Source organism: Streptomyces koelreuteriae (genome assembly GCF_018604545.1).
GTDB classification, from domain to species: domain Bacteria; phylum Actinomycetota; class Actinomycetes; order Streptomycetales; family Streptomycetaceae; genus Streptomyces; species Streptomyces koelreuteriae.
This window is the reverse complement of the sequence record NZ_CP075896.1, coordinates 510,007-535,809: the sequence shown is the minus strand read 5'-3', so window position 1 is coordinate 535,809 and position 25,803 is coordinate 510,007. Positions and strand designations below refer to the sequence as shown.

At 73.1% G+C, this 25,803-nt stretch carries 24 protein-coding genes, 2 pseudogenes and 2 riboswitches; of the genes and pseudogenes, 6 read left to right on the top strand and 20 right to left on the bottom strand.

Annotated features, from left to right (window positions below; translation table 11 throughout):
- Nucleotides 1-352: 352 nt before the first annotated feature.
- The 6 genes and pseudogenes from KJK29_RS38690 to KJK29_RS02370 form a co-directional block, all read right to left on the bottom strand.
- Nucleotides 353-493, bottom strand: a pseudogene (locus tag KJK29_RS38690) (GntR family transcriptional regulator); the annotation flags it as partial.
- Nucleotides 494-573: 80 nt separating this feature from the next.
- A complete protein-coding gene (locus KJK29_RS02390) occupies nt 574-1,221 on the bottom strand; it encodes a dihydrofolate reductase family protein (protein ID WP_215116924.1) in 648 nt (215 codons plus the stop codon).
- Nucleotides 1,222-1,336: 115 nt separating this feature from the next.
- Complete coding sequence (locus KJK29_RS02385) at nt 1,337-1,669, bottom strand: STAS domain-containing protein (RefSeq protein ID WP_215116923.1); 333 nt, start codon at nt 1,667-1,669, stop codon at nt 1,337-1,339.
- On the bottom strand, nt 1,666-2,988 hold the full coding sequence (locus KJK29_RS02380; RefSeq protein WP_215116922.1) for a PP2C family protein-serine/threonine phosphatase: 1,323 nt from the start codon (nt 2,986-2,988) through the stop codon (nt 1,666-1,668). Before KJK29_RS02380 ends, KJK29_RS02385 begins: the two co-directional genes overlap by 4 nt.
- Complete coding sequence (locus tag KJK29_RS02375) at nt 2,988-3,791, bottom strand: alpha/beta fold hydrolase (RefSeq protein ID WP_215116921.1); 804 nt, start codon at nt 3,789-3,791, stop codon at nt 2,988-2,990. Before KJK29_RS02375 ends, KJK29_RS02380 begins: the two co-directional genes overlap by 1 nt.
- A gap of 111 nt (nt 3,792-3,902) precedes the next feature.
- Nucleotides 3,903-4,916, bottom strand: a complete 1,014-nt coding sequence (locus tag KJK29_RS02370) for a LacI family DNA-binding transcriptional regulator (RefSeq protein ID WP_251057678.1) — start codon at nt 4,914-4,916, stop codon at nt 3,903-3,905.
- A 122-nt stretch (nt 4,917-5,038) separates the two neighbouring features.
- Here KJK29_RS02370 and KJK29_RS38685 point away from each other — a divergent pair.
- Nucleotides 5,039-5,203: pseudogene (locus tag KJK29_RS38685) on the top strand (hydrolase); the annotation flags it as partial.
- Here the strand turns inward: KJK29_RS38685 and KJK29_RS02365 are convergent.
- Nucleotides 5,186-5,842 carry a maleylpyruvate isomerase N-terminal domain-containing protein gene (locus tag KJK29_RS02365; RefSeq protein WP_215116919.1) on the bottom strand — a complete coding sequence of 219 codons (657 nt, stop codon included), beginning with the start codon at nt 5,840-5,842 and terminating at the stop codon, nt 5,186-5,188. The pseudogene KJK29_RS38685 and the gene KJK29_RS02365 sit on opposite strands and share 18 nt — an antisense overlap.
- 208 nt (nt 5,843-6,050) lie before the next feature.
- Between KJK29_RS02365 and KJK29_RS02360 the strand changes: the two genes are divergently transcribed.
- Nucleotides 6,051-7,844: an FAD-binding dehydrogenase gene (locus tag KJK29_RS02360; protein ID WP_215116918.1), complete on the top strand. Its 1,794-nt coding sequence runs from the start codon at nt 6,051-6,053 to the stop codon at nt 7,842-7,844.
- A gap of 46 nt (nt 7,845-7,890) precedes the next feature.
- Here the strand turns inward: KJK29_RS02360 and metE are convergent, their stop codons facing one another.
- The 10 genes from metE to KJK29_RS02310 all read right to left on the bottom strand — a co-directional run bounded on the left by metE (nt 7,891) and on the right by KJK29_RS02310 (nt 19,467).
- Nucleotides 7,891-10,224 (bottom strand): 5-methyltetrahydropteroyltriglutamate--homocysteine S-methyltransferase, encoded by a 2,334-nt coding sequence (gene metE, locus KJK29_RS02355; protein WP_215116917.1) that lies wholly within the window; start codon nt 10,222-10,224, stop codon nt 7,891-7,893.
- Nucleotides 10,225-10,390: 166 nt separating this feature from the next.
- Nucleotides 10,391-10,609: riboswitch (cobalamin riboswitch) on the bottom strand.
- A gap of 27 nt (nt 10,610-10,636) precedes the next feature.
- Nucleotides 10,637-11,488 (bottom strand): energy-coupling factor ABC transporter ATP-binding protein, encoded by an 852-nt coding sequence (locus KJK29_RS02350; RefSeq protein WP_215116916.1) that lies wholly within the window; start codon nt 11,486-11,488, stop codon nt 10,637-10,639.
- The gene (cbiQ, locus tag KJK29_RS02345) at nt 11,485-12,234 is read right to left on the bottom strand and encodes a cobalt ECF transporter T component CbiQ (RefSeq protein ID WP_215116915.1); all 750 of its coding nucleotides are present in this window, start codon (nt 12,232-12,234) and stop codon (nt 11,485-11,487) included. The genes KJK29_RS02350 and cbiQ overlap by 4 nt, the downstream gene beginning before the upstream one ends.
- Nucleotides 12,235-12,239: 5 nt before the next feature.
- On the bottom strand, nt 12,240-12,602 hold the full coding sequence (locus KJK29_RS02340; protein ID WP_215116914.1) for an energy-coupling factor ABC transporter substrate-binding protein: 363 nt from the start codon (nt 12,600-12,602) through the stop codon (nt 12,240-12,242).
- Nucleotides 12,602-13,312, bottom strand: a complete 711-nt coding sequence (locus KJK29_RS02335; protein WP_215116913.1) for an energy-coupling factor ABC transporter permease — start codon at nt 13,310-13,312, stop codon at nt 12,602-12,604. The genes KJK29_RS02340 and KJK29_RS02335 overlap by 1 nt, the downstream gene beginning before the upstream one ends.
- 30 nt (nt 13,313-13,342) lie before the next feature.
- A riboswitch (cobalamin riboswitch) is annotated at nt 13,343-13,527 on the bottom strand.
- A gap of 78 nt (nt 13,528-13,605) precedes the next feature.
- Nucleotides 13,606-15,018 (bottom strand): serine/threonine-protein kinase, encoded by a 1,413-nt coding sequence (locus KJK29_RS02330; protein ID WP_215124112.1) that lies wholly within the window; start codon nt 15,016-15,018, stop codon nt 13,606-13,608.
- A gap of 239 nt (nt 15,019-15,257) precedes the next feature.
- Nucleotides 15,258-16,556 carry an MDR family MFS transporter gene (locus tag KJK29_RS02325; RefSeq protein WP_215116912.1) on the bottom strand — a complete coding sequence of 433 codons (1,299 nt, stop codon included), beginning with the start codon at nt 16,554-16,556 and terminating at the stop codon, nt 15,258-15,260.
- Nucleotides 16,553-18,352, bottom strand: a complete 1,800-nt coding sequence (locus KJK29_RS02320) for an ABC transporter permease subunit (RefSeq protein ID WP_215124111.1) — start codon at nt 18,350-18,352, stop codon at nt 16,553-16,555. The genes KJK29_RS02325 and KJK29_RS02320 overlap by 4 nt, the downstream gene beginning before the upstream one ends.
- A 113-nt stretch (nt 18,353-18,465) precedes the next feature.
- Nucleotides 18,466-19,002: a GNAT family N-acetyltransferase gene (locus KJK29_RS02315; RefSeq protein WP_215116911.1), complete on the bottom strand. Its 537-nt coding sequence runs from the start codon at nt 19,000-19,002 to the stop codon at nt 18,466-18,468.
- 30 nt (nt 19,003-19,032) lie between these two features.
- Nucleotides 19,033-19,467 (bottom strand): nuclear transport factor 2 family protein, encoded by a 435-nt coding sequence (locus tag KJK29_RS02310; protein ID WP_215116910.1) that lies wholly within the window; start codon nt 19,465-19,467, stop codon nt 19,033-19,035.
- A gap of 139 nt (nt 19,468-19,606) precedes the next feature.
- On the opposite strand from KJK29_RS02310, the gene KJK29_RS02305 reads away from it, so the two are divergent.
- Nucleotides 19,607-20,332: a carbonic anhydrase family protein gene (locus KJK29_RS02305; RefSeq protein WP_215116909.1), complete on the top strand. Its 726-nt coding sequence runs from the start codon at nt 19,607-19,609 to the stop codon at nt 20,330-20,332.
- 10 nt (nt 20,333-20,342) lie between these two features.
- Here KJK29_RS02305 and KJK29_RS02300 read toward each other — a convergent pair whose 3' ends face one another.
- On the bottom strand, nt 20,343-21,140 hold the full coding sequence (locus KJK29_RS02300; protein ID WP_215116908.1) for a VOC family protein: 798 nt from the start codon (nt 21,138-21,140) through the stop codon (nt 20,343-20,345).
- 191 nt (nt 21,141-21,331) lie between these two features.
- On the opposite strand from KJK29_RS02300, the gene KJK29_RS02295 reads away from it, so the two are divergent.
- Nucleotides 21,332-22,177, top strand: a complete 846-nt coding sequence (locus tag KJK29_RS02295; protein WP_215116907.1) for a class I SAM-dependent methyltransferase — start codon at nt 21,332-21,334, stop codon at nt 22,175-22,177.
- 13 nt (nt 22,178-22,190) lie between these two features.
- Here the strand turns inward: KJK29_RS02295 and KJK29_RS02290 are convergent, their stop codons facing one another.
- Nucleotides 22,191-22,988, bottom strand: a complete 798-nt coding sequence (locus tag KJK29_RS02290; protein WP_215116906.1) for an SDR family NAD(P)-dependent oxidoreductase — start codon at nt 22,986-22,988, stop codon at nt 22,191-22,193.
- A gap of 73 nt (nt 22,989-23,061) precedes the next feature.
- The gene (locus KJK29_RS02285; RefSeq protein WP_215116905.1) at nt 23,062-24,207 is read right to left on the bottom strand and encodes a winged helix DNA-binding domain-containing protein; all 1,146 of its coding nucleotides are present in this window, start codon (nt 24,205-24,207) and stop codon (nt 23,062-23,064) included.
- A 143-nt stretch (nt 24,208-24,350) separates the two neighbouring features.
- On the opposite strand from KJK29_RS02285, the gene KJK29_RS02280 reads away from it, so the two are divergent.
- Together KJK29_RS02280 and KJK29_RS02275 are read left to right on the top strand one after the other, a co-directional pair.
- A complete protein-coding gene (locus tag KJK29_RS02280) occupies nt 24,351-25,028 on the top strand; it encodes a hypothetical protein (protein WP_215116904.1) in 678 nt (225 codons plus the stop codon).
- 160 nt (nt 25,029-25,188) lie between these two features.
- Complete coding sequence (locus KJK29_RS02275) at nt 25,189-25,803, top strand: sigma-70 family RNA polymerase sigma factor (RefSeq protein ID WP_215116903.1); 615 nt, start codon at nt 25,189-25,191, stop codon at nt 25,801-25,803.

The window sequence follows — 25,803 nt, the reverse complement described above, 5'->3', positions numbered from 1 at the left end:
TCCGGAACCGGTAGCTCTGGTCGTGTGCCTCGGCGGTGGCCATGACGTGCTGGAACTCCCAGCCCCGGCCGCCCGCCTTGCGCCGCACCAGGTCCTCGGCCTCCATACGGGACAGCACACGGTCGGCCTGACGCGGGTTCAGCCCGTAGCGGCGGCCGATGTCCGCCGAGGTGAAGGAGCCGGTGAAGCGCCCGCCCACGTAGTCGTCGGCGATCTCGAAGTACGCCGTCTGCTCCGCGTCCGCGCCGTCGGCGAGATCGGGCCGGGCCAGGGCGCTCGCGTCCCGTGTGAGGAAGAAACCGCGGTGGGGGACCCGGTCGAGGATGCCGACCTCGGCGAGGAAGAGCATCGCCTTGCGCACCGGAGTGCGCGAGACCTCCAGCGCGTCCGCCGCCCACTGCTCGGTGACGTGCGCGCCGTCGGTCAGTCCGCTGCGGCGGAACAGGTCCACCAGTCGGGTGGCCGTGGCGGTGGTCAGGTTCGGCCGTGACATCAGCCCCTGCGCTTCGTGCGTGGTCGGACGGAACGCCCCATCCTAGGGACCCGGTCGCGGCGTGCCGCCCCGCGGGAAGCTCAGAGGCCCTTCCGTGTGAGCGTCAAATGCATGACACCGCCGGGTGAGGAGGTGGCCTCGACCTCGTAGTCCTCCTCCAGGCCCTCCAGCCCGTCCCAGAGGCGTACGCCGCGGCCCAGCAGGATCGGGGTCACCGTGACGTGCAGGTGGTCGATGAGTCTCGCGGCGAGGAAGTCGCGGACCACGGTGGGGCCCCCACCGATCCGTACGTCCTGGCCGCCCGCCGCCTCGCGGGCCGCCTCGAGCGCCCCGGCGGGGGAGACGTCGAGGAAGTGGAACGTCGTGCCGCCCTCCATCTCGATCGACGGGCGCGGGTGGTGGGTGAGGACGAAGGTCGGTGTGTGGAACGGCGGATTGGCCCCCCACCACCCCTTCCACTCCGGGTCGGTGTGCCATCCGGGGTAGCCGAACTTCCCCGCGCCCATGATCTCGGCGCCGATCCCGGGCGTGTGCTGCCGTGCGAAGGCATCGTCGAGACCTCGGGTCCCGCCGGGTTGGCGCGTCATCTCGTGCCAGAACCGGGTGGCGAACATCCACTCGTGCAGCCTCTCACCGGCATGGCCGAACGGAGCCTCACGGCTCAGTCCCTCACCGGTTCCGAAGCCGTCGAGCGAGATGGAGAAGTTGTGAACGCGCGCGAGTGACATGGCCGGCCGATCCCTTCCTTCTCGAAACGTCCTGTGCCCAATGTTCCAGGTCTCGGCGACCACCGCAGGGCCGGTCCTCGGTGAGGGCCGACGCCGCGGGGACCCGACGGGCAGGTCATGACGCGTGGCTGCTGTCCGGGCGCAGGGTGAAGACCTGGTCGAGACCCACGAGCGTGAGGACCCGCAACAGGTTCGCCGGTACGCCGGCCAGGACGATGTCGGCCTCGGCGGCCAGGGCGTGCTGGCGGGCGGCGAGCAGGGCGGTGATGCCGGTGGAGTCGCAGAACGCGAGGCCGGAGAGGTCGAGGACCAGGCACTGCCCCGGGGCCAGGGTCACTTGGTCGACCTGGAGGCGCAGTTCGGGGGCCTGGGCGTAGTCCAGGTCGCCGGCCACGGCCAGAACGGGGCCGGTCGCGGTGTCGCGGTGATCGATGGTCAGCGTCTTCATGAGGCGGAACCCCTTGCGGGGCGGGTGAGGGAGGAGTTGGCGGGGACGCCGAGGGCGAGCAGGGCGGTGTCGTCGTTCAGCCCGTCGCCGAAGCCGTCCAGCAGCCCGGTGAGTGCGGTGATCACCTCGCCCGGGGCGGCGGGAGCGAGGTCGGTGCCGAACGCCAGCAGGGCGTTCTCGCCGTACAGGTCGTCGCGGTGGGGCCCGCTGCGGGCCTCGGTGAGACCGTCGGTGTACAGCACGATCGTGTCCCCGGCGGCCAGGACCGTCTCCACGGTGCTGATCGGCGCGTCGGGCACCACGCCGACGAGCAGTCCGCCGCGCGTGTGCAGGAACTCGGCGCGGCCGTCGGACCGCAGGACGAGCGCGGGCGGATGGCCGCCGGAGGCGAGACGCACGACCGTCGGACCGTGGTCCCCGCCGGGCTCGACGATCCCGAAGACGCAGGTGCAGTAACGGGGATCGCCGCCGGCCGTGTACCGCTCGTGCAGTACGGCGTTCAGCGTGGCCAGGGCCGCGGCCGGGTCCGGGTCGTGATGGGCGGCGGCCCGCAGGGTGTAGCGGGTCAGCGAGGTGAGGGAGGCCGCCGCGGGGCCCTTGCCGCACACGTCGCCGAGGAAGAACGCCCACCGGTCGCCGGCGACGGGGAACAGATCGTAGAAGTCGCCGCCGAGCTGGTCCGGGGCGGCCGTGTGGTAGTGGACGGCCGTCTCCAGACCCGGCACGGCGGGCAGCGAGTCCGGCACCAGGGACCGCTGCAGCACGGTCAGCGCGTCGGCCAGCCGCGCCCGGTCGGCCTCGGCCTGCCGCCGGGCCTCGTCCGCCTCGGCACGGGCCCGCTCGGCCTCCTTGCGGCGGCGCAGGAGTTCCGTCTCGTAGGAGCGGCGGTCGGAGGCGTCGAAGACGGTGACGCGGATCAGCAGGGGCTCGCCCTCGGTGCCGTACTTGACCACGGCGGAGACCAGCACCGGCAGCCGGCCGCCGCCCTGGCGCCTGACGTCCAGGGCGATGCCGCGCAGCTCGCCCTGCATGCGCAGCAGCGGCCCGAAGTGCGTCTCGTGGTACAGCTTCCCGCCGACGGTGAGCAGATCCGTGAAACGCTTGCGGCCCACCACGGCCTCGCGTTCCAGACCGAGCCAGTCCAGCAGCGTGGTGTTGATCTTGGCGATGGTGCCGTCCATCAGCGTGGACAGATAGCCGCACGGTGCCGACTCGTACAGGTCCTCCGCGCTGTCCTCCAGCAGCGCGGTGAACGCCGCGTCCGTGCCTGTCTCGTCCCCGGTCCCGGCAGGCTCCGGCACGCCGCCCGTGCGGCACATCACTTGAGGGACTCCAGGAAGTCGAGGATCGCCGCGCCGGTGGCCTCCGGGGCGCTCAGCTGCGGGCAGTGCCCGGTGGCGTCGAGGGTGACCAGGCGGGAGGAGGGGATCGCCCTGTGCACATAGGCGCCGACCTCACGGGGCGCGATGGCGTCCTGCTCGCACTCCAGTACGAGGGTCGGCACGGACACACCCTTGAGGTCCTCGCGGCTGTCGGTCAGGAAGGTCGTACGGGCGAAGACCCGGGCGATGTCGGGGTCGGTGGCGCAGAAGCTGTTGGTCAGCTCCTGACCCAGCTCGGGACGCTCCGGATTGCCCATGATCACCGGGGCCATCGCGGACGACCAGCCCAGATAGTTCGCCTCCAGGGAGTCCAGCAGCTCGTCGATGTCCTCGGCGCTGAAGCCGCCGTGGTATCCCTCGTCGTCGAGGTAGCGGGGCGAGGGCGTCACCATCACGAGGGCCCCGATCCGCTCCGGCGCGGCCTGCGCCGCCAGCGCTCCGACCATGCTGCTGACCGAGTGCCCCACGAACACAGCCCGCCGGAGGTCCAGCTCCTCGCAGACGTCGACGACATCGGCCGCGTAGCCGTGCAGCGAGGAGTACCGCGCCTCGCTCCAGGCCGACAGATCCGATCCGCCGGAACCCACGTAGTCGAACAGCACCACCCGGTACCGCTCCGCCAGAGCCGGCACCACCAGGCGCCACATGTTCTGGTCGCAGCCGAAACCGTGGGCCAGCACCAGCACCGGCGCGTCGTCTCGGCCGATGACGTTCACGTTGTTCCTGCGGCGGACGTCCATGTGGCCATCGTCCCACCTCGACCGGCACCGTTCGACGGCGGGCAGCACAGTCGTCGACTTCTCGGGCGCGGAGGACGCTTCGCCGGGCGTGGAGGACCGCCCTCCCGCTCCTCAGCCCCCCGAGCTCTCCCGCACGATGAGCCGGTGCCCGGCCACATGGTCGCCCGGCGGCGCGGAGTCCGGGGCGTCGATCCGGGCCAGGAGCCGGGCGACGGCGGCCCGGGCGATCTCCCGCTTGTCGGGGGCGACGGTCGTGAGGGTCGGGACGCTGAAACGGGAGGCCTCGATGTCGTCGAAGCCGACCACGTCGAGCTCGCCCAGCACGGAGCGGCCCAGCTCGTGCAGGGCCCGCAGCGCGCCCAGGGCGAGATGGTCGTTCAGGCACAGCAGCGCGTCCGGGCGGGGGTCGCTGTCCATCAGCGCGGCGGCGGCCCGCGCTCCGTCCTGCCAGTGATAGGCGTCCACCCGCACCACCAGTCCGGGCTCGAAGGGCAGGCCCGCCGCGTCCAGGGCCTCGCGGTGGCCGTCGGTGCGCAGCCGGTCGGTGCCCTGGCGGCCGTGCAGGGCGCCGCCGACCACGGCGATGCGCCGGCGGCCCCGGGCCAGGAGGTGCTCGGTGGCCTCGCGCGCCGCGCGCACGTTGTCGATGCCCACATGGTCGGTGCCGCCCTCGGCGGAGCGCTCGCCGAGCAGGACCACGGGCAGGCGCCGGTCGCGGACGGCGAGATCATGCGGCTGGAGGGAGAGCGGACTGAGGATGACGCCGTCGGAGAACTGCGCGTCGAAGCCGTGCAGCGCCGCCAGTTCCCGCTCGCGCACCGCCCCGGTCTGGTGCAGCAGCACGGTGTGCCTGCGCCGGTCCGCCTCGGCCATGACGTGCTTGGCCAACTCGGCGAAGTAGGCGACGTCCAGCTCCGGGACCGCCAGGGTGATCATGCCGGTGCGGCCCTGGCGGAGTTGCCGCCCGGCGATGTTGACGCGGTAGCCCAGGGCGTCGATGGCCTCCTGGACGGCGGCACGGGTCCGCTCCGAGACATGCTCGAAGTTGTTGATCACGTTGGAGACGGTCTTGGGGGAGACGCCGGCGTACTCCGCCACGTCCTTGATCCTGGGTCTGGCCGCCACGCTGTCCCACTCTGCCGACTGCCGAGATCGTACCGACTGATCCCAGGGGCCGTCCGACGGGTTTGCATCGATGTAAACCCGTGGTGCCATGGGCACCGACCGGCACGGGCGACACCCGGCACGGCGGAGCCGAACAGCGCGTCGACTTCCACGGCGCGATCCGCACCGGCGAGAAGCTGCAGTACGTCAGCCCCAAGCTGCCCCACGGGCGGCACACCCTGCGGATCAGGGTCACGGGGGAGCGCAACGCCCAGTCCCGGGGCGCCGGGTCAGCCCAGGTGGATCGGGAACTTCGCGGCCAGATCGCCGAGTTCGGCCCGCTCCGCCTCCGTGGGCGCCCGCCTCCCGGTGCCCACCAGCAGCGCGTCCCGGTCGGTGAACGACGCGGGGAACGCGCTCTCCGCGATCCGCTCCAGCAGTTCGCGGGAGCGGGTGAGCCCCTCCGCCGGCGGCTGCTCCGCGTCCGGGAGGTGCGCGATCAGGTCGAGGTGGTGCAGCGTCCACTCCAGGACGTACACGGAGAGATAGTCCGCCACGGTGAGGACCTCGTCGCGGGTGCCGACCCGGCCGGCCGGGTCGGCGAGCCGGGCGGCGCGGCCGGCGGCGGAGCCGACGTCGTCGAGGTGGAACGTGAGGAGGTGCGGCTCCTCGTACGCGGCGGCGAGCCGGACGGTCAGCGCGTCGAGCGGGTCGTCGCCGGTCGGAGGTGTGGCGGTGACCTCCCAGTAGGTCACCGCGTCACGGGTCGGCTCCCGGTCGGACGGGGTGGCGAGGGTGATCAGGACGTCCTGGGCGTCGATGACCAGATGGCACACCAGGTCCCGCACCAGCCAGCCCGCACAGCCGGACGGCCGGGCGAAGTCCTCGTCGGCCAAGTCGGCGACCGCCGCGCGCAACGCCGTCCAGGAGCGTGAGAAGAGATCCACCTCGGCACCGTAGTGCCGTGCCGTGAGGACGGACAATCGCATTTCGGGCGGCCGGTACGCATCCCTGCCAACTCCCCCACCAGGCCCATGAGTTCCTCGGCGCAGGACTCTGGCGGCCCCGAGAACTCCTGGGCTACCGTCGGTAACACCTCTGGTAGCCCCAGGGGCCTCTCCCGACCCCTGCGCACCTCCAGAAGGAAGGCGGCCCATGGAACACTCGTCAGAACCCGCCGCGTTCACCCGCCGCCGTGCCCTGACCGTCGCGGGCGGTGTGCTCGCCGGTGCCGCTCTCGCGCAGTCGACGTTCCCGGCCTTCGCGGCCGGAGCCGCATCGTCGGACGCGGACGCCATCGTCATCGGCCACGGTCTCGCCGGGCTCGTCGCCACCGCCGAACTGGCCGCCGCCGGACGCAAGGTGCTGCTGCTCGACCAGGAGCCGGAGGCCGGCCTGGGCGGGCAGGCCTTCTGGTCCTTCGGCGGGCTGTTCTTCGTCGACTCCCCAGAGCAGCGGCTCATGGGCATCAAGGACTCGAAGGAACTGGCCTGGCAGGACTGGCTGGGCACGGCCGGCTTCGACCGCGGCATCACCGACCCGTCGGGCCAGGACCACTGGGCCCACAAGTGGGCCGAGGCGTACGTGGACTTCGCCTCGGGGGAGAAGCACTCCTGGCTCGCGGGGCTCGGGATGCAGTGGTTCCCGATCGTCGGCTGGGCCGAGCGCGGCGGCGGCCTCGCGGACGGGCACGGCAACTCCGTACCCCGCTTCCACGTCACCTGGGGCACCGGCCCCGCCGTGGTCGAGCCCTTCGAGAAGAAGGTGCGGGAGGCCGTCGAGGACGGCAAGGTGACGTTCAGGTTCCGCCACCGGGTGGACGACCTGATCGTCACGAACGGTGCCGTCACCGGGGTACGCGGAAAGGTCTTGGAGCCCAGCAGCGCGGCACGCGGCAAGCCCAGCTCCCGCAAGGTCGTCGGCGACTTCGAACTGAGCGCCCCCGTCGTGGTCGTCACCTCGGGCGGCATCGGCGCCAACCACGACCTCGTCCGGCAGAACTGGCCCGCGCGTCTCGGTACGGCCCCGAAGTCCATGATCACGGGTGTGCCCGCGCACGTGGACGGCCGGATGCTCGCGATCACCCAGAAGGCCGGCGGACGGATCGTCAACCCCGACCGCATGTGGCACTACACCGAGGGCCTGAAGAACTACGACCCGATCTGGCCCGACCACGGCATCCGCATCCTGCCCGGCCCGTCCTCCATGTGGTTCGACGCCACGGGCAAGCGCTTCTCCAGCCCCGACATCCCGGGCTACGACACGCTCCACACGCTCAAGTCGATCACCGACACCGGATACGACTACTCCTGGTTCGTCACGACCCAGAAGATCATCGCCAAGGAGTTCGCGCTCTCCGGCTCCGAGCAGAACCCCGACCTCACCGAGAAGAACGTCTGGAAGCTGCTGTCCCGCGTCTGGCAGACCCCAGAGCCGATCGAGCGGTTCAAGGAGAAGGGCGAGGACTTCGTCGTCGCCAAGACCCTGCCCGAACTGGTCGCCGGCATGAACAAACTGACGGGGGACAACCTGATCGACCTGGCCGGCCTCCAGCGCCAGATCGAGGCCCGCGACCGCGAGATCGCCAACCCGTACACCAAGGACGCCCAGGTCATGGGCATCCGCAACGCCCTCGCCTACCCCGGCGACACCCTCAGCCGCACCGCCTCAGCCCACCGGATCCTGGACACCTCCGCCGGACCGCTGATCGCCGTACGCCTCAACATCCTCACCCGCAAGACCCTCGGCGGCCTCCAGACCGACCTCTCCGGCCGCGTCCTGAACGCCTCCGGTAAGCCGATCAGCGGTCTGTACGCGGCCGGCGAGGTCGCCGGCTTCGGCGGGGGCGGCGTCCACGGCTACCGCTCCCTCGAAGGCACCTTCCTGGGCGGCTGCCTGTTCTCGGGCCGCGCGGCGGGCCGGGCGGCGGCGGCCGCGACGGCGACCTGACCCGACCGGGGGCGGGCCATGCCCGGCCCGCCCCCGGCCGCGAGCGTCAGGCGAGTCCGGGCCGCTCCCCGTCCAGTTCGGCGCGGACGGTCCGGGCCGCCGAGACCAGGTTCTCCAGGGACGCGCGGGTCTCGGTCCAGCCGCGGGTCTTCAGGCCGCAGTCGGGGTTGACCCACAGCCGCTCGGCGGGGATGGCCTTCAGGCCGGTGCGCAGCAGATCGGCCGCCTCCTCCGTGCCCGGAACCCGCGGGGAGTGGATGTCGTAGACACCCGGCCCCGCCTCACGCGGATAGCCGTGCGAGGCGAGTTCGCGGGCGACCTGCATATGGGAGCGGGCGGCCTCCAGGCTGATGACGTCCGCGTCGAGGTCGTCGATGGCCTGCACGATGTCGCCGAACTCGGCGTAGCACATGTGCGTGTGGATCTGCGTGTCCGGTCGCACCCCGGCCGTGCTGAGCCGGAAGGCCTCCGTGGCCCACCCCAGATACTCCGGCCGGTCGGCGGCACGCAGCGGCAGCGTCTCGCGCAGGGCGGGCTCGTCGACCTGGATGACCGACGTCCCGGCCGTCTCCAGGTCCCCCACCTCGTCGCGCAGGGCGAGGGCGACCTGCCGGGCCGTCTCGGCGAGCGGCTGGTCGTCACGGACGAAGGACCAGGCGAGCATCGTGACCGGGCCGGTGAGCATGCCCTTGACCGGACGGTCCGTGAGCGACTGCGCGTACGTCGTCCAGCGCACGGTCATCGGCTCGGGGCGCGAGATGTCGCCGGCCAGGATCGGCGGGCGGACGTAGCGGGTGCCGTAGGACTGGACCCAGCCGTGCTGCGTGGCGAGATAGCCGGTGAGCTGCTCCGCGAAGTACTGGACCATGTCGTTGCGTTCGGCCTCGCCGTGCACCAGGACGTCAAGACCGGCCTTCTCCTGGAAGGAGATCACCTCCTGGATCTCGGCCTTGATGCGCTCCTCGTAACCGGCCGTGTCGATCCGGCCCGACCGCAGGTCCGCGCGGGCGGAGCGCACCTCACCGGTCTGCGGGAAGGAGCCGATCGTGGTGGTCGGCAGCAGGGGCAGACCGAGCCGGGTGCGCTGGGCGGCGGTCCGCTCGGCGTACGGCAGCGAGCGGCGGGAGTCCGCCCCGGACACCGCGGCCGTGCGGGCGCGGACCGCCGGGTCGCGGGTGATCGGGGAGTTCGCCCGGGACGACAGGTCCGCCCGGTTCGCGGCGAGTTGCGCGCCGATGGTGTCGGTGCCCTGCGCGAGACCACGCGCGAGGGTGACGATCTCGGCGGTCTTCTGCCGCGCGAAGGCCAGCCAGCGCAGCACCTGCGGCTCGATGTCCCGCTCCGCCGCCGTGTCCAGCGGTACGTGCAGCAGGGAGCAGGAGGCCGAGACGTCGACCCGGTCGGCCAGGCCGAGAAGCGTGCCGAGCCGGGAGAGCGAGGCCGCCAGGTCGTTGATCCAGATGTTGCGGCCGTTGACGACACCGGCGACCAGCCGCTTGCCCGGCAGACCGCCCACCGCCGCCAGATCGTCCAGGTTGGCCGCAGCCGACTCCGTGAAGTCCACCGCGAGCCCCTCGACCGGCGCCTTCGCCAGCACCGGCAGGGCGTTCCCGAGCCGGTCGAAGTACGAGGCGACCAGCAGCTTCGACCGGTCGGTGAGGGCGCCGAGGTCGCGGTAGGCCCGCTCGGCGGCGTTCAGCTCGGCCGGGGTCCGGTCCTGGGCCAGGGCCGGCTCGTCGAGCTGGACCCACTCGGCGCCCGCCGCGCGCAGATCCGCGAGGACCTCGGCGTACACGGGCAGCAGCCGGTCCAGGAGGGTGAGCGGCTCGAAGTCCGCGGGCACCCCCGGGGCGGGCTTGGCGAGGAGCAGATACGTGACCGGGCCGACGAGGACGGGGCGCGCGGTGCGGCCGAGCGCCAGCGCCTCACGCAGTTCGGCGACCTGCTTGGCCGAGTCGGCGGTGAAGACCGTGTCCGGACCCAGCTCGGGCACCAGGTAGTGGTAGTTCGTGTCGAACCACTTCGTCATCTCCAGCGGCGCCACGTCCTGTGTGCCGCGCGCCATGGCGAAGTAGCCGTCCAGGGCGTCCGCCGCGACGGCGTCCCGGTGGCGGTCGGGGATCGCGCCGACCATGACGGTGGTGTCCAGGACGTGGTCGTAGAACGAGAAGTCACCCGTCGGGACCTCGTCGATGCCGGCGTCGGCGAGCTGCCGCCAGTTCGAGGCGCGCAGGTCGGCGGCGGTGGACCGGAGGGCGTCGGCGGTGACGCGGCCCTTCCAGTAGCCCTCGATCGCCTTCTTCAGTTCCCGGTTCTGTCCCTGGCGGGGGTAGCCGTACACGGTGGCCCGTGCTGCCGCGGCTGCGGGCTTGGTGGTCACGGAGATCTCCTTCGCGAGATGAATCCCTGAGATCCCGGCGACGGGACGAGAGCGCGAAGGTGTGACGAACCCGACGGAGTCGACCTCGCGCGGCACAGCGCGGTCGTCCGTCTGGTAAGTACGCCGACCCGCCCTCGAGGTCACCGGAATGTCCGCGCACGTATCGTCCGCGCGCGGGCAGTTGGCAGGTCTTCGGACTCGCGGGCACGTCTCACTGTGTGAGACACCTACTGGCCGTCGCTTCCCGGGCCCTGCGTGGACCCAGTGCGTATGACGGCGGTCGTTCCCGCTCACCGCTGCGGGGCAGTCCCGGATTCCCACCGGGTTCCCTCTTGCGACGCATCCCGTCTGGCGGACGGGGCGAACCAGCTGCACCGCCAGCCTATACACGACAAGGCCGGGGAAGCGACCCTCAGCCGCCGGTCACCGGCCGCTCCGCCGCCAGGGCGGCCAGCTCCTCCGGGGTGCGCGGGCCGGGCGCCGACCCGGTCAACAGCCCCTGCGCGCGCAGGAGGTCCGCGGCGGCGGCACCCCACGGCAACCGCAGCCCCGCCCGCCCGAGGAGATCCGTCCGGGCCAGTGCCGTGGGCGCGGGAGCGAGGTGCGCGCCCTCCGGGGTGAGGAGTGCCGCGTCGTCGGCCCAGCGCAGGGCGAGATCGACGTCATGGGTGGCCATCACCACCGTGGTGCCGCTCGCACGCAGCCCGTCGAGCGTGGCCAGGAGCCGTTCCTGGCCGTCGGGGTCGAGTCCGGCCGTCGGCTCGTCGAGGATGAGCACCCGGGGCCGCATGGCGACCGCGCCCGCGATGGCGGTCCGCTTGCGCTGCCCGTAGGAGAGCAGATGGGTGGGCCGGTCGGCCAGGGCCCCGATGTCCAGGGCGGCGAGCGACTCCGCCACCCGCGCCCGTACCTCGGTGTCGGACAGCCCGAGGTTCAGCGGCCCGAACGACACGTCCTGCTCGACGGACGCCGCGAAGAGCTGGTCGTCCGGGTCCTGCACCACGAGCTGGACGGTCGTGCGCAGCCGGGTCAGGCCCTTGCGGTCGTACGTCACCGGCTGCCCGTCGACCGTCAACCGCCCCTCGTGCGGCCGCAGCCCGCCGCTGAGCAGCCGCATCAGCGTGGTCTTGCCGCTGCCGTTGCGGCCGAGCAGCGCCAGCGCCCGCCCCTCCCGGATGTCGAAGTCGAGGCCGCTGAGCACGGCCGGGCCGTCCTCGTAGGCGAAGGACGCGCCCCGCAGGGCGACGAGGGCGGGCTCGCTCATGTCAGCGGCCTTTCCAGTACGAGGGTGAGGACGGCCAGCGTCGCGAGGAGCGCGCAACTGGCGACCGTGAAGCGGACGGAGACACGGGCCTCGGGCACCAGGACCCGCAGGGTTCCGTCGTAGCCGCGCCCGGCGAGACCGGCCTGGAGGCGGGCCGCCCGGTCGAAGGCCCGGACGAACGCGGTGGCGCCGAGTCCGCCCAGCGAACGCCAGGTGGCGGCCCGTGTGGTGTGCCCGAGCCGGGCGGCCTGCGCGTCGCGGATCCGGCGCACGGAGTCCAGCAGCAGAAAGCTCATGCGGTACGTCACGAGCGCGACATCGACGACCGGCGCCGGGACGCCCGCCCGGACCAGGCGCGGCAGCAGGTCGGACATCGGTGTGGTGAAGGCGAACAGCAGCACCCCGAGGGAGGCCGCCGAGGTGCGCAGCAGCAACTCCCCGGCCCGCAGGGGCCCGTCGTCCGCGAGGGAGACGAAGCTCCCCGGCCCGCCGACCTGGACGAGCAGCGTGAGGGCGCCGGTCACACAGAAGCCCAGCGGCACCCGGTAGGCCCGCCAGAGCCGGCGGCCGGGCACACCGGCCGGCCCCAGCAGCAGGGACACGGCCGTCACCAGCACCAGGGCCGCTCCCGGCCAGGGCGGCAGCGAGATGGCCAACACGGTGAGGCCGAGACCGAGCACGGCCTTGTCCACGGGATGGCGGCGGCGCCAGCGACTGCTGTGCGCCGCCGCGTCGATCGGCAGCACGCGGCTCAGGCCCCTTCGGCCCCGGACCCCTCGGTGACGCCCGTGGTCTCCTCGGTGTCCTGCCGCGCCCGCTCCTCGCCCTGGCGGCGGCCGCGCCGCAGGCCGAAGTAGTAGGCGAGCACGCCCGCGCCGATCGCCGCCTGCAGGGCGAACAGCGCCGACTCGATCTCACCCGACGGCGGCTCGTACAGCGGCGAGAACCAGGGCTTGTAGTCCGGGTCGATCTCGGTGATCGCCGTCTCCGCCTGGGCGTCGGCGCCCGCGAACGGCTCCTCCTTGTGGTCGCCGAGGCCGAGGGCGAGCGGCAGGACCGCGAGCAGGGCCACGGCGAGCAGCAGCAGGCCGTTGATCTTCGTGTTCCGGTTCATCACGCCACCGCCTCGGACTCGGCCGCCGTCTTCTTCTCCTTGCGCCCGCCGGTCACCAGCACACCCAGCCGGGTCAGTTCACCCTTGCTGGACTGCACCAGCAGCCGCATCACGAGCACCGTCAGCAGGCCCTCGCTCACCGCGAGCGGGATCTGGGTGACGGCGAAGATGGTGCCGAACTTGCCGAGCGCGCCCACGAACCCGCTGCCCGGGTCGGGGAAGGCGAGCGCCAGCTGCACGCTGGTGACGCAGTAGGTGGACAGGTCGGCGAAGAACGCCCCGAAGAAGACCGCGACCATCAGCGGCACGTCGTAGCGCCGCAGCAGCTTGTACACGGCGTATCCGGCCCAGGGCCCGACGATCGCCATGGAGAAGACGTTGGCGCCGAGCGTGGTCAGACCGCCGTGGGCGAGCAGCAGCGCCTGGAAGAGCAGGGTGATGGTGCCCAGCACCGCCATGATGGGTGGCCGGAACAGGATGGCTCCCAGGCCCGTTCCGGTGGGGTGGGAGCAACTGCCGGTGACCGACGGCAGTTTCAGAGCGGACAGGACGAACGTGAAGGCACCGGAGGCACCCAGGAGCAGGGTGCTCTCGGGGTGCTCACGCACCTCACGGGTGAGCGACCGGACTCCGTGGACGACGAACGGCGCCGACGCGGCGCCCCAGGCGACCGCGTGTGCCGGCGGCAGAAAACCCTCGGCTATGTGCATGGCTCAGCAGACCCTCTCCAGCACCTCGTGGATGGTTGACGCGCCTTGGCCGGTCTCCTGGCTGACGGGTACCACCGCCCGTACTCCGCCTTCCCGGGTCGCAAGGACCCAGTGGCTGCCTGTTAGGGCCGGAGCCGGACTTCCCGATTCACAGTGGCGAGGGCCGCACCGGCATCACACCGGCTTTCCCGTTCACCAAGGCGTGGTGACAGTAATGCCGAGATAAGGACGATGACAAGCCACCCGAGGGGGCGCGCGAGGGGGCGTCCGCTCGCACACCGGCGCAGGGCCGCTCAGTCGTCGCCCCCGTCGTCATCGTCGTCGCCGTCTTCCCAGGTCCGACGGGGCTTCTCCTGCCGGGGTTTGTCCGCCTTTCGCGATGCGTCGGCCGTCTCCTGGGCCGGTGTCGTGGGGCTGGGCGTCGCTTCGACGGGGGTCGGGGGAGCGGGTGCGCTGGTGGACGGGGTGATATCGGCCACTGTGCCGGCGGCCGGAACGGTGGCGTCCGGAGCCGTGTCCGCCGCCGGAGCGGAAGAGAGCGGCGAGGCGGAGCCGGCGGACGGCGTGGCGACGGGACTGCTCGCGGAGGGCGACGCGTCGGGCTCCGTGCCCTCCGTCGCGGTGTCGTCGGGCGAGAACCACAGCATGCCGGCGAGCATCGCGGCGGCGAAGAGCGCCGCCGCGGCGACCGTCGCCGCCGCTTTGCGCCGGTTGTCGGGGGCGGCCCGGGGCGCGGCGCGGCGCGCACGGCCGGCCTGGGGTGTGCGCCCGGTGCGCAGCCCAGGGGCGCCGGGCAGCGCGTAGGTGGCCGGGTTGCGGGTCTCGGCGGCCGGGTACGGCCTCGGCGCGGCGGACGTCACCGGGGGCGCGGCCTCCGGCAGCGGCTCGGGCAGTCCCCGCCAGGCACCGCCGCCGAACCACTCGGCGGTCCGCTGGGCGGTGGGCCGGTCCTCGGGCTGCTTGGCGAGCAGGCCGAGCAGATAGTTCTCGAAGGCCGGCGGGAGCCCGGCGACACCGAGCTCACGGGGCGGTACGGGCGCGGAATCGAGGTGCTGGTGGAGGAGCGCGACGGCGGTGTCCGCCTGGAACGGTGGCCGGCCGCTGAGGAGTTGGTAGAGCAGACACCCCAGGGAGTACATGTCGGAGGCGGGTCCGGCGGGCTGGCCCAGGGCGCGTTCGGGCGCGAGATAGAGGCCGGTGCCGACGATCTGGCCGGTGGCGGTGAGCGCGGCGCCGGGGTCGTCGAGGAAGCGGGCGATGCCGAAGTCGCCGATCTTCAGCGTGCCGTGGGCGTCCAGCAGCAGGTTGGCGGGCTTGATGTCACGGTGGACGATGCCCTGCGCGTGGGCGGCGGCGAGCCCCGCGGCGGCCTGCGCGGCGAGATCGGCCACCCGCTCGGCCGGCAGCGCCCCGGAGGCGGCCAGCACCCCGGCGAGGCTGTCGCCCTCGACCAGTTCCATCACCAGGTACAGCCGGTTGTCGTACTCGCCGAAGTCCAGGACACCGACCAGATGGGGGTGGTTGAGGCGCCCGGCGGTCTGTGCCTCCAGACGGAACCGGGAAGCCGCCGTGACATCGGTGTCCTGGGGCAGCAGCAGCTTGACGGCCACCGCCCTGGCGAGCGTCTCGTCGTACGCGCGCCAGACCTCTCCCATTCCACCGCGCCCGATCTCAACATCCAGCCGGTAGCGGCCCGCTAGCAGCACTCGTCCTCGTCTCATGCGTATGGGAAGGTACGTCGCCGCAGGCCGAACTCCCCGTTTTGAGGCGGGGGTTGGCGGGGGACGCGCAGCCGACCCAGGATACTGGCGCCGAGTGACCGATGATCTCCACGGCGGTGTCGAGGGCCGGTACGGTCCCGGAAATCCGAGCGGAGACATCGCCCGGCGGGGTGAGGTGCGGTGCGCGCGGTTGCCCCCGGGCCCCCGCGCCGCCGCCTACCGGATCAGGCCGCCGCGTCCGCCTCCTCGGCCCGCTCCTCCCGGCGCGGCAGCAGAGCCACCGTCAGGGCCGGTACGGCCGCGAGGAGCAGCCAGGGCACGGCGGCCGGGAGGCCGAGGTCGAGAAGGGAGCCGGTGGCCGCGCTGCCGGCCAGGACGATCAGGCCCGAGACGGAGGACAGCGCGCCCATGTAGAGGCCGATCCGGCCCTCCTCGGCGAGGTCGGGCACCCAGGCGCGGGCGGCGGGCACGACCAGCATCTGTCCCACGGTGAGCAGTACGACGAAGCCCGCGGCGGGCAGCAGCCCGGCGAGGTCCGTCCACCCGGCGGGGCGCGCCGCGGCCACCACCGCGAAACCGGCCGCGATCAGCAGCAGCCCCGCCGTCATGGAGCGGCGCAGGTCCAGCCGGTCGCCCGCCCAGCGGGTCACCGGCAGCTGGGTGAACACCACCAGCACCGAGGACAGCGCGAACAGCCAGGACAACGGCGCCTGGGAGCCCGCCGCGCGCTGCACCTCGTCCGGCAGGGCCAGATAGAGCTGGTTGTAGGCGAGCAGGTACGAGCCGTACGCGCCGCACAGGGCCAGGAAGCGGCGGTTGCGCAGCAGCAGGCGCGCCCCGCCCCGCTCCCGGGTGCGGACCCGGCCCGGGATGTGCTGCGGCATCAGCCACAGATGCCCGGCCAGCACGAGGACGAAGACCGCCGCGCCGGCGAGGCACGCGGTGCGGAAGTCGACGGCGAGCAGCAGTCCGCCGAGCAGCGGCCCGACGAAGGCCCCGGCCTGCCCCGCGACGCTGAACAGGGCGAGGAGACGCGTGCGCGAGCCGTGTCCCTCCTCCTCCCAGACCACCGCCTGGCGGGCCACCTCGGACTCCACGGCGGGGGAGAACAGCGCGGCGGCGAAACCGATCACCAGCACGGCGCCGATCACGGCCCAGCTCGCCTCCGCGTACCCCAGCCACGCGAACCCGGCGATCCGCAGCGCACAGCCGGCCAGCACGACGGGCCGCACCCCGAACCGGTCGACGAGCCAGCCGCCGACCACGAACAGCCCCTGCTGGCTGAAGGTGCGCAGCCCGAGCACGAACCCGACCAGCCAGCCCGCCATGCCGATCGCGGTGCCGAGGTGCTCGGCGAGGAACGGCAGGACGGCGTAGAAGCCGATGTTGAAGGCGAGCTGGGTGAGGATCAGCAGCCGCAGCAGCGGCGACAGCTCCTTCCAGAGCCGCCAGGTGCTCTCACGCGGGGTCTTGGGCGTACGGGCGGACCGGCGGGCCGGCACGCGGGAGGCGGGGTCGGTCATCGCTCTTCTGTCGGTGAGGTGGACACGGGGGCCAGGAGGGCGTCGGCGCTGTCCCGCCGCCGCTGCGGGGGCATGACCCGCTCCCCGGGCGGCCCGGCCGGGCCCTCGGGCCGCCCACGCCGCCGGGGCAGCCGTACGCCGCCCGCGGCCGTGACCGCGAGCGCCCCCAGCAGGGCGAGGACGGCGGCGGGGAAGAGGACGGCCCACGGGGCGCGCTCGGCGTACGGCTGGTTCTCGGCGAGCAGCAGACCCCACTCGGGGGACGGCGGCTGGGCGCCCAGGCCCAGGAAGCCGAGGGCGGCGAGGCTCAGCGCGACACCGGGCAGCCGGAGCAGGGCGTGCCGGGTCACCGGCGACAGCACGGCGGGCAGCAGTTCGTGCCAGAGCAGATACCAGCGGCCGGCGCCCAGCGCCCGGGTCGCGGCCAGATGCGTGGTGGCGCGTTCCTGCCGCAGCAGGGAGGACGTGTGGGCGGCCAGCGGGGACCAGGCGAGGACACCCACGGCGAACGCGGGCGTCCAGGGCCCGCTGCCCGCGACACCGGCGACGAGCAGTCCCGCCAGGACGGGCGGCACGGCACTGACGGTGTCGACCAGCGGCCCGGACAGCCTCGGCAGCAGCCCCAGCAGCAGCCCCACGAGGAGCGCGGCGGCGCTCACCGCGAGGGCGATGCCGAGGGTGGTCAGCGCGCCGTGGGAGACCCGGGCGAGGACGTCCCGGCCGAGCGCGTCCGTCCCGAACGGGTGCGCAAGCGAGGGGGCCCGCAGCCGGGCGAGGGTGTCCAGGGCGAGCGGGTCGCGCGGCAGGCCGAACCCGATGACGGCGGCGAGCAGCGCCGCGTACAGCAGGGGCAGGGCGCGGCGCTCGGACGGGCCTGCGCCGTGCAGGGAGTGCAGGGCGCCGTCGCGCAGCGCGGGCCCGATGAGCAGCCGGGCCGACAGCCGGGCGAGGACACCGGCGACGGCCGCGACCAGGACGAGGGCGAGGGTGCCGGTCTGCAGGACGGGCAGGTCCTGGGCGAGGGCGGCGTGCAGGGTGAGCCGGCCCAGGCCCGGGATGTCGAAGATCTGCTCGACGGCGACCGAGCCGCCGGTCAGGCCGACCACGAACAGGCCCAGATTGGGCAGCAGTCCGGGCACGCAGCGGCGCACCGCCTGCCGTGCCACGGACTTCGGCGGGATGCCGCGTGCCGCGGCGGCCAGGGCCCACGGCTCGGCGAAGGCGCCGGGCAGCAGGTCGTCCAGCATCCGTCCGAGGATCGCCCCGGCGGGCAGGCCGAGGGCCAGCGACGGCAGCACCATCCACTGCGGCCCGTACCAGCCGAGCGCGGGCAGCCAGCCGAGCTGGACGCCGATCACCGAGGCCAGCACCGAGGCGACGAGGAACTCGGGCAGCGCGGCCAGCACGGCCGACGCGGTGCCGCCGGTGCCGCGGGCGGCGAGCCGCCCCCGCGAGCCGAGCCGGAGTGTGCGGGCGCACACCGCGGCGACGGTGCCCGCCGCGACCACCAGGGCCCCGGACACCAGCAGCAATGACGCGCCGAGCCCCTGCACGACGCCCGGCAGCACCTGGCCGCCGGACACCCACGAGGTGCCCGCGTCCCCGTGCAGCAGCCCGCCCAGCCAGCGGCCGAGCAGCGTCAGCGGGCCGTCGTCCAGCCCGAGTTGGTCGCGGATGGCGCGCAGCGTCTCGGGCGTCGGGTCACGGTCGGCCGAGCGGGCCTTGAGCACGGTCAGCGCCGGGTCGGTGCGCGACAGCCATGGCAGCAGGCCGATCGCGCCCACCAGGGCGGCCATCAGCACGGCCCGCCACAGCAGCGTCGGGGCGCCGCCGCGGGCGAGGGCGCGCAGGGCGGTGAGGCCCTTGGGCAGGGGTGAGTGCGAGGTGTTCAGTGTCGTCCCCGTGGTGCTCAGGCGAAGGGAATCTCGAAGTGCACCACGCCGTTGCCGCCGCCGGGCACTTCCTCCCGCTCGTCGCACACCACCTTGCCCAGCGTCCGCCACAGGCCCAGCGCGCCGGGCGAGTGCGGATACGTGTGCAGATAGAGGGACCGGTACCCGCCGTCGGCCCGGGCGAAGTCGACCAGACCCTCGACCAGCCGCCGGGCCAGTCCGCGCCGCCGGTGCGCGGGGCTCACGTACAGCCGCCGCAGTTGCGCGGTCTCGCCCGAGGGGTACCGCTCGGCCAGCCAGCGCGGGTTCGGCGGATGGGCCGGGCCGCGCGCGTCCAGCGCCCCGGTGGCCGCCACCGTCCCGTCCCGCTCGTCCACGGCCACCAGGAGGGTGTGCCGCGGCGGTTCGACGTAGAACGGCACCGGGTCGATGATGTCGGCGTGCCAGGTCGGCACATAGCCGGTGTCGAAGTCGCGGTACACGGCGTCCAGCATCACCACCCGTGCCCCGTCGATGTCCGCAGGCGTGGCTTCCCTGATGCTGTAGTCGTGCATTTGCGCATCATATGCAAATCAGTTGAACGCTCATCCAGGGGCCGCTGATGTGGTTCCGGGGGCCGCCGAGGTGATCTGGCTCAGCACGCACCGCCAGCGCCCGTCCCGCTTCACGAACACGTCCGTCGTCCACTCGTCGGCGTCGTAGCGCTCGCCCTGGTAGTGGGCCGTGTTGGTGACCCGTCCGGTGACCACGGCCGTGTCGCCGTAGACGCGGACCCTCGGCCGGGTCCTGAGGTCCATCGCGGAGTGGGTGAGGTCCCCGGACTCCACGAGGGAGAGAAACCTCTCCTTCGGGTCGATCCCCGACTCGGAGACGATCACCCACTCGTCCGCCATGAAGCCCGCGATGCGGGCGGGGTCGTTGGCGACGATCGCGGCCGCCCAGTCCTTCACCAGACCGGCGAACTCGCGGACGGTGTCCTCGCCGGGTTCCTGAGCCGCCGCACCGGGACCTTGGTTCATGTCGCGACCGTAGCGGGTCAAGGCCGCGATCCGGGGGTTCGGCAGTCCGGGTGACCTGGCGCGTCTTGGGCGCCGCCGAGGGAAAAGGATGCGGTCGTCCCTACCCGGCCGTCCGCCCGTCGACCGAAAGTGATGCCCCGTGTCCCTGACCGCCCCTGCCCCCTCCGCCCTCGGCACCGCTCTGTCCCAGAGCCCGGTCGACATCCGTCCGCAGGCCATCGATGTCTCGGCCCTGCCACCCCTGCGCCTGCGCCATCCGGGGCGACTCTCCCTGCGGCTCAGCTTCGAGCGGCCGAAGCGGCACCGGCCCGACTGCCTCCGGCCCGAGGAGGGCTCGGTGAAGGCCGAGCCGCCGCTCGGACAGGACTGCCTGATGAGCATCGGCGACGCCACGTACCACCTGGAGGACATCCACTGGCACACGCCGTCCGAGCACACCGTCGGCGGGGTGGTGTTCCCGATGGAACAGCACCTGAAGTACGCCCGGACGACCGGGGACGGGGACAGGGACGGGGCCGGTGCGAAGGAGTACGCGGTGCTCGGCGTGTTCCTCCACCCGGGCGACGCCAACGGCTCACTGGACCGGCTGCTGGAGTCCGCCCGCCGGAGCGAAGAGCACTGGGACGTGCCCGATGTGGAGATCGACACCCTGCTGCCGCCCTGCACCGAGTCCTACCGCTACGTCGGATCCACCACGACCTGCCCCTACACCACCGGCGTGCGCTGGACCGTCCTGACCCATCCGGTCCAGGCGTCCGCCGCCGCGCTGGAGCACTACCGGAGCCTCTTCCCCGAGGGCAACGCGCGCGAGGTGCAGCCGCTCGGGAAGCGGCGCATCGCCGGGGACAGCCATCGGTGGTGGTGACTCGCCCGGTTCAGGCCTCGGACGGAGCGAGCACCACGAAGTCCGCCTTCGCCGGGTCGAGACAGACGGCCAGCCGGCCGACGCCCTCCATGTCCTCGGGCCCCATCTGCACGCTGCCGCCGTACTCCCTGACCTTGGCCACGGCGGCGTCGCAGTCGGCGACGGCGAAGACCGGGTGCCAGTAAGGCCGCCCGTCCGTCAGATCCAGGTCCTCCGGGCGGAGCTCCACGAGGCCGCCGTGCATCCGGTCCTCGGGCAGCCCGGCGGGGGTGATCAGGGTGTACATGCCCGCGTCGCCCGGCATCGGCATGTCGCTGAACTGCCAGTCGAAGAGTCCGCCGTAGAACGCCCGCGCGGCCGCCGCGTCCGTCGTCATCAACTCCGTCCAGGACAGCGAACCCGGCTCGTCGACGAGGTCGAGGCCCTTGGAAGTCCCCGGCTGCCAGACGGCGAACTGGCCTCCCTGCGGGTCGGTGTACTGCGCCATCCGGCCCCATTCCTCGAGGTCCATCGGCGCGACGCGCACGGTGCCGCCCGACTGCTCCACGGCCTTCGTCGTGGCGTCCGCGTCGGCGACGCTGTAGTAGAGCATCCAGGCCGAGCGCGCTCCCTCCTCGGTGAGCTTGCCGAGCCCGGCGACGATCTTGCCGTCCTTCCGGAACATCCCGCCCTCGAAGTCCTCGCTCTCGCCCATGGACTCGTAGTCCCACCCGAGCACGGCGCCGTAGAAGGCGGCGGCGGTCCGGACGTCCGGAGCGCCGAGGTCGAGCCAACAGGGGGAACCGGGGGCGAACTCCGTGGTGATCATGGCGATGCTTTCCCTTCCGCAGGTCCTGTGGTGCCCAGCGTGACACCGGGCACTGACAAGCGCCCGTCGGCCGCTCTCCGACGGGGGACCCCCGGCGGTGATCCCCGGCGCGTGGCGGGGTCGTGGAATCATCGGGGCGTCGACCGGCCGGGTGGTCGCGGGACTCTGTGCTGTGAGGGTGGTGGTCGGGCATGGTGGTCGGCTGGGAGTGGGACGACACGCTGTTCGCGGGGACCGCCGCCTACTACGAGCGGGGGCGGCTGCCCTACGCACCCGGGCTGGCGGACGCGCTCGCCGAGGAGTTGCGGCTCGACGGACGGGGGCGCCTCCTGGACGTGGGCTGCGGGCCCGGCACCATCGCCCTGAGCCTCGTGCGTCTGTTCGGCGAGGTCGTCGGGGTGGACCCCGACAGCGGGATGATCGCCGAAGCCGGGCGCGGGGCCGCCGCCCGGGAAGTGGGCGCCAGGACCCGCTGGGTGCGGGCGCGGGCCGAGGACCTGCCCGCGGGGCTCGGCACGTTCGACGTCGCGACCTTCGGCCAGTCCTTCCACTGGATGGACCGTGACCTGGTGGCCGCGACCGTCCGGGACATGCTCCGCCCCGGCGGGGCCCTCGTGCACATCGCGGACCTGAAGACCGAGCCCCGGACCGTCGACGGCATGCCGCACCCGGCGGTCCCCTACGCGGACGTGGGCGACCTGGTGAAGCGGTACCTCGGGCCCGTGCGACGAGCGGGCCGCGGGGTGCTGACGCAGGGGACACCGGGCGCGGAGGACGAGGTGCTCGCCCGGGCGGGCTTCTCCGGGCCCCGGCGTCTCGTCGTCCCCGGCGGGCAGGTGCTGGAGCGGACCCACGACGATGTCGTCGCCTGGGTGTTCTCCATGTCGTTCTCGGCGCCGCATCTCTTCGAAGGGCGCCGGGACGACTTCGAGACGGAGCTACGGCTGCTGCTGCGCGAGGCCGCGCCCTCGGGCCGGTTCTCCGAGCGGGCACCGAGCACCGAGGTCTTCGTGTGGCGGACGGGCCCGGCCGTCTGATGCGGTCGCCGCGTCAGTGGACGGACATCCCTCCGTCGACGTAGACCGACTGCCCGGTGACGTAGGCGGACGCCGGGCTCGCCAGGAACACGGCCGCGCCCGCGAAGTCCTCGGCCAGGCCGTTCCGCCCGATCAGCGTGCGCTCGGCGAGGGCGGCCACCTTCTCCGGGTCCGACGACAGGCGCTTGTTGAGCGCCGTCATGACGAAGCCCGGCACCAGGACGTTGCAGGTGACACCGCGCGGCGACCACGCCTCGGCCTGGGAACGCGCCAGCGACTCCAGTCCGCCCTTGGAGGCGCCGTACGCCCCGCTCTGCACGAACGCCCGGTGCGCCTGCTGCGAGCTGATGTGCAGGATCCGCCCGAACCCGCGCTCCGCCATGCCCGGGCCGAAGCGCTGCCCCAGCAGGAAGGGCGCCTCCAGGTTCACGGCCATCGTCAGGTCCCAGACGTCCTCGGTGAGTTCGTCCATCGGCGGGCGCAGATTGATCCCGGCGCTGTTGACGAGGATGTCGGGCTCCCCGAACGCCTCGACCGCCCGCTCGGCGGCCGTCCGCACACCCTCGCGCGTGCTCAGGTCCGCGCTGACCCACGCGGCGCGACAGCCCTGAGCCGTCAACTCCTCCACCGTCGCGGCCAGTCCGGCCTCGCCGCGAGCCACGACCACCACACTCGCGCCGGCGCGGGCGAGGGCGCCCGTGATGGCGCGACCGATACCGGAACTGCCACCGGTGACCACCGCGACGCGGCCTTCCAGGGAGAACAACTCGGAGAGATACGTCTGCGTTGAGCTGGTGGCTTGTGTCGTCATGCCCCGACACTCTAGGCGGATCGATCACCGTTGATCACAGGGGGCGCCGGCGGGACGGACCGGGCCCGGAGCCTCATCCGCGGCCGGTGAACAGGCGTACGTGCCCGGCGGGGAGTTTCGGCCACCAGTGGTGGTAGCGGCGGTAGACCTCGGTGTCGCGGTCGGTCAGGAGCCCGGTCAAGGACGCGGCCTCCTGCGCGAGGCCGTCCCACGCGGTGCGCGGCAGATCGTGGAAGGCTGTGGCCTCGATACCGCCGTCGATCGCGCGCCACACGCCGGCGACCCGGCCGTCCACCAGCAGCGTGGGCAGGACGTCACCGTTCACGCGGATCACCAGACGGCGATAGTCCGGCGGGATCACGCGGCTGCGGTCGGCGTGGGCCAGCAGGACGCTGTCCCACATGGCCATGAGCCGCGGGGGCGCAGGCGTGTCGGCCGGCGGGCGCGGGGCGTCCGGTACGTCGAACAGGACCGTTCCGGCCGGCCCGCGGAGTTGTTCCACCGAGTCGGAGAGAGCGTGCAGCGTCTGCCGTACCGGCTGTCGCGGCAGCATGGCGAACTGCGCCACGTCCGCGACCGACGCCGGTCCGAAGCCCCGCAGATAGCGCAGGACGAGCTGCCCGAGGGCCTCCGTCGCCGACTCCCGGCCAGTCGGCACGGGGCCGGTCCGCGCCGCGACGAACGACGCCCGGGTGCCGAACGACCAGGGTCCGCCGGTCGGGAGGTGGAGCAGCGGCGCGTACCCCTTGAGCCCCCACCACGCGCCGGCCTTCTTGTCCGCGCCGACCCGTTCCTCGAGCCAGGCCTGAAGCTCCGCCGCCGTCCGCGGCCGGTCGGCGAAGTCCAGCAATTGCGGGACGAGTGCCTCGCCGTCGGCCGGGGTGAGACCCGCGGCGGCGAAGCGGTAGCCGAGCCGCGAGGCGTACAGCGTCTGCTGCATCGCCTCACGGAACACCTGGTAGTCGTCCGCGTGGACCGCGTGCAGCGTGATCCGCATCAGGGTCGCCTTCACCACCGCACGCCGCTCGAAGGCCTCGTCCAGCTCGGCCGGGGAGAAGCCGGCCAGCCGGTTCCACAGCGCCACGTACGGCGAAGCGGCATGCTGCGCCTGGAGCGCCACCACCCGCCGCACGGCCTCCCCGGCCTCCATCACCTCCCGGCCCAGCAGCAACTGACGGCCGAGGGTCGCCCGGTTGAGCTCCTGCGCGGTGATGTCCACGCCGGGGATTCTGCCGTGGCCCGACCGGAGGCATCGATTCCTGGACAGTGGCCTGGATCACACCTCACGGATTGAGTACGAAGGCCGGGCGATTTTCGTACCCATGGGCGACGGGGCGGGGCCGGATGCGAAGATGAGGCGCCATGACAGCAGGGTGGTGTGCTCGCACGACACGGGCCGCGGTGTTCGCGGCCGTCTGTGTCGTGCTCGCCGCCCTGGGACACGTCATGATGTCCGGCGACCACGTCCCCCTGTCGACCCTGGTGGCCGGCTGGGCCGTGACCGGTGTGGCGGGCTGGTGCCTGGCGGGCCGCGAGCGCGGACTCCGGCTGGTCGTCGCCGTCGCCGTGGTCGTCCAGACCGGACTGCACTCGGCGTTCTCACTCGTGCCGGCACCGGCCGCCGGGGCGACGGGTGGCACGGACTCCATGGACATGTCCTCCATGGGCCACGGCATGGGATCCATGGCCGGCCATGGCATGGGAGCCATGGGTCATGAAATGGGCTCCATGTCCCACCACATGGGGCATACGGGACACGCCCCGGGCGGTGACTCGTCCCTCGGCATGCTCGCCGCCCACCTGCTCGCCGCGCTGCTCTGCGGCCTGTGGCTGGGCCACGGCGAACGGGCCGTCTTCCGTCTGCTGCGCGCCGTGGGCAGCCGGCTGGCCGCGCCGCTGCGGCTGCTGTTCGCCCTGCCCACGCCGCCGCCCCCGCCCGTACGTGTCCGGCGCTGGTCCTCCGACCGCGCACCGCGCCTGCTCCTTCTCGTCCACGCGATCACCTCTCGAGGACCGCCCGCGGGGGCCGCTGCCGCCTGACGGCAGCCGGCACTCCCGGGGCGGCACTCCGCGCGCCCCGGTCTCGGCCCTGCGTCCGTACGTCACTCCGTATGTCACGTCGTGCGGGCGCGGCCGTATCCCCGCTCACCGGGCCCCACGCGTGTCGCGCGTGCTCCCGGAATTCCGAGAAGGACACCAGGTGATCACTCCTGCCCTGCCCCTTTCATCCGAGCGCAGCCCGTCGGCCGACGAGTCGATAACCGCCTGGGCGCTGGCCGCCCGCGGTGGCGACTCCGCGGCCGTCGACCACTTCGTGCGCGCCCTGCACCGTGACGTCATCCGCTACGTCGCCCATCTGTGCGCCGATCCGCAGGCCGTGGACGATCTCGCGCAGGACACGTTCCTGCGGGCGCTCGGCAGTCTGCACCGCTTCGAGGGCCGCTCCTCGGCGCGCGTCTGGCTGCTGGCCATCGCCCGGCGTGCGGTCGCGGACAGCCTCCGGTACACCGCCGTGCGTCCCCGCCCGGCCGATCTGACGGACTGGGAGCTGGCGGTCGAGCTCGCCCAGCCGCGCGGCCTGCCCGGCTTCGACGACGGCGTGGCCCTGCTCGAGCTGCTGGACGGACTGCCGGAGGAGCGCCGTGAGGCGTTCGTCCTCACACAGCTCCTCGGTCTGCCGTACGCGGAGGCCGCCGCGCTGAGCGACTGCCCGGTCGGCACGGTCCGCTCCCGGGTGGCCCGTGCCCGGGCGACGCTCATGGCCCTGCTCGCCGAGGCGGAGGAAACGCCGGCGCCCGCCCTGGCCGCGGCCTGA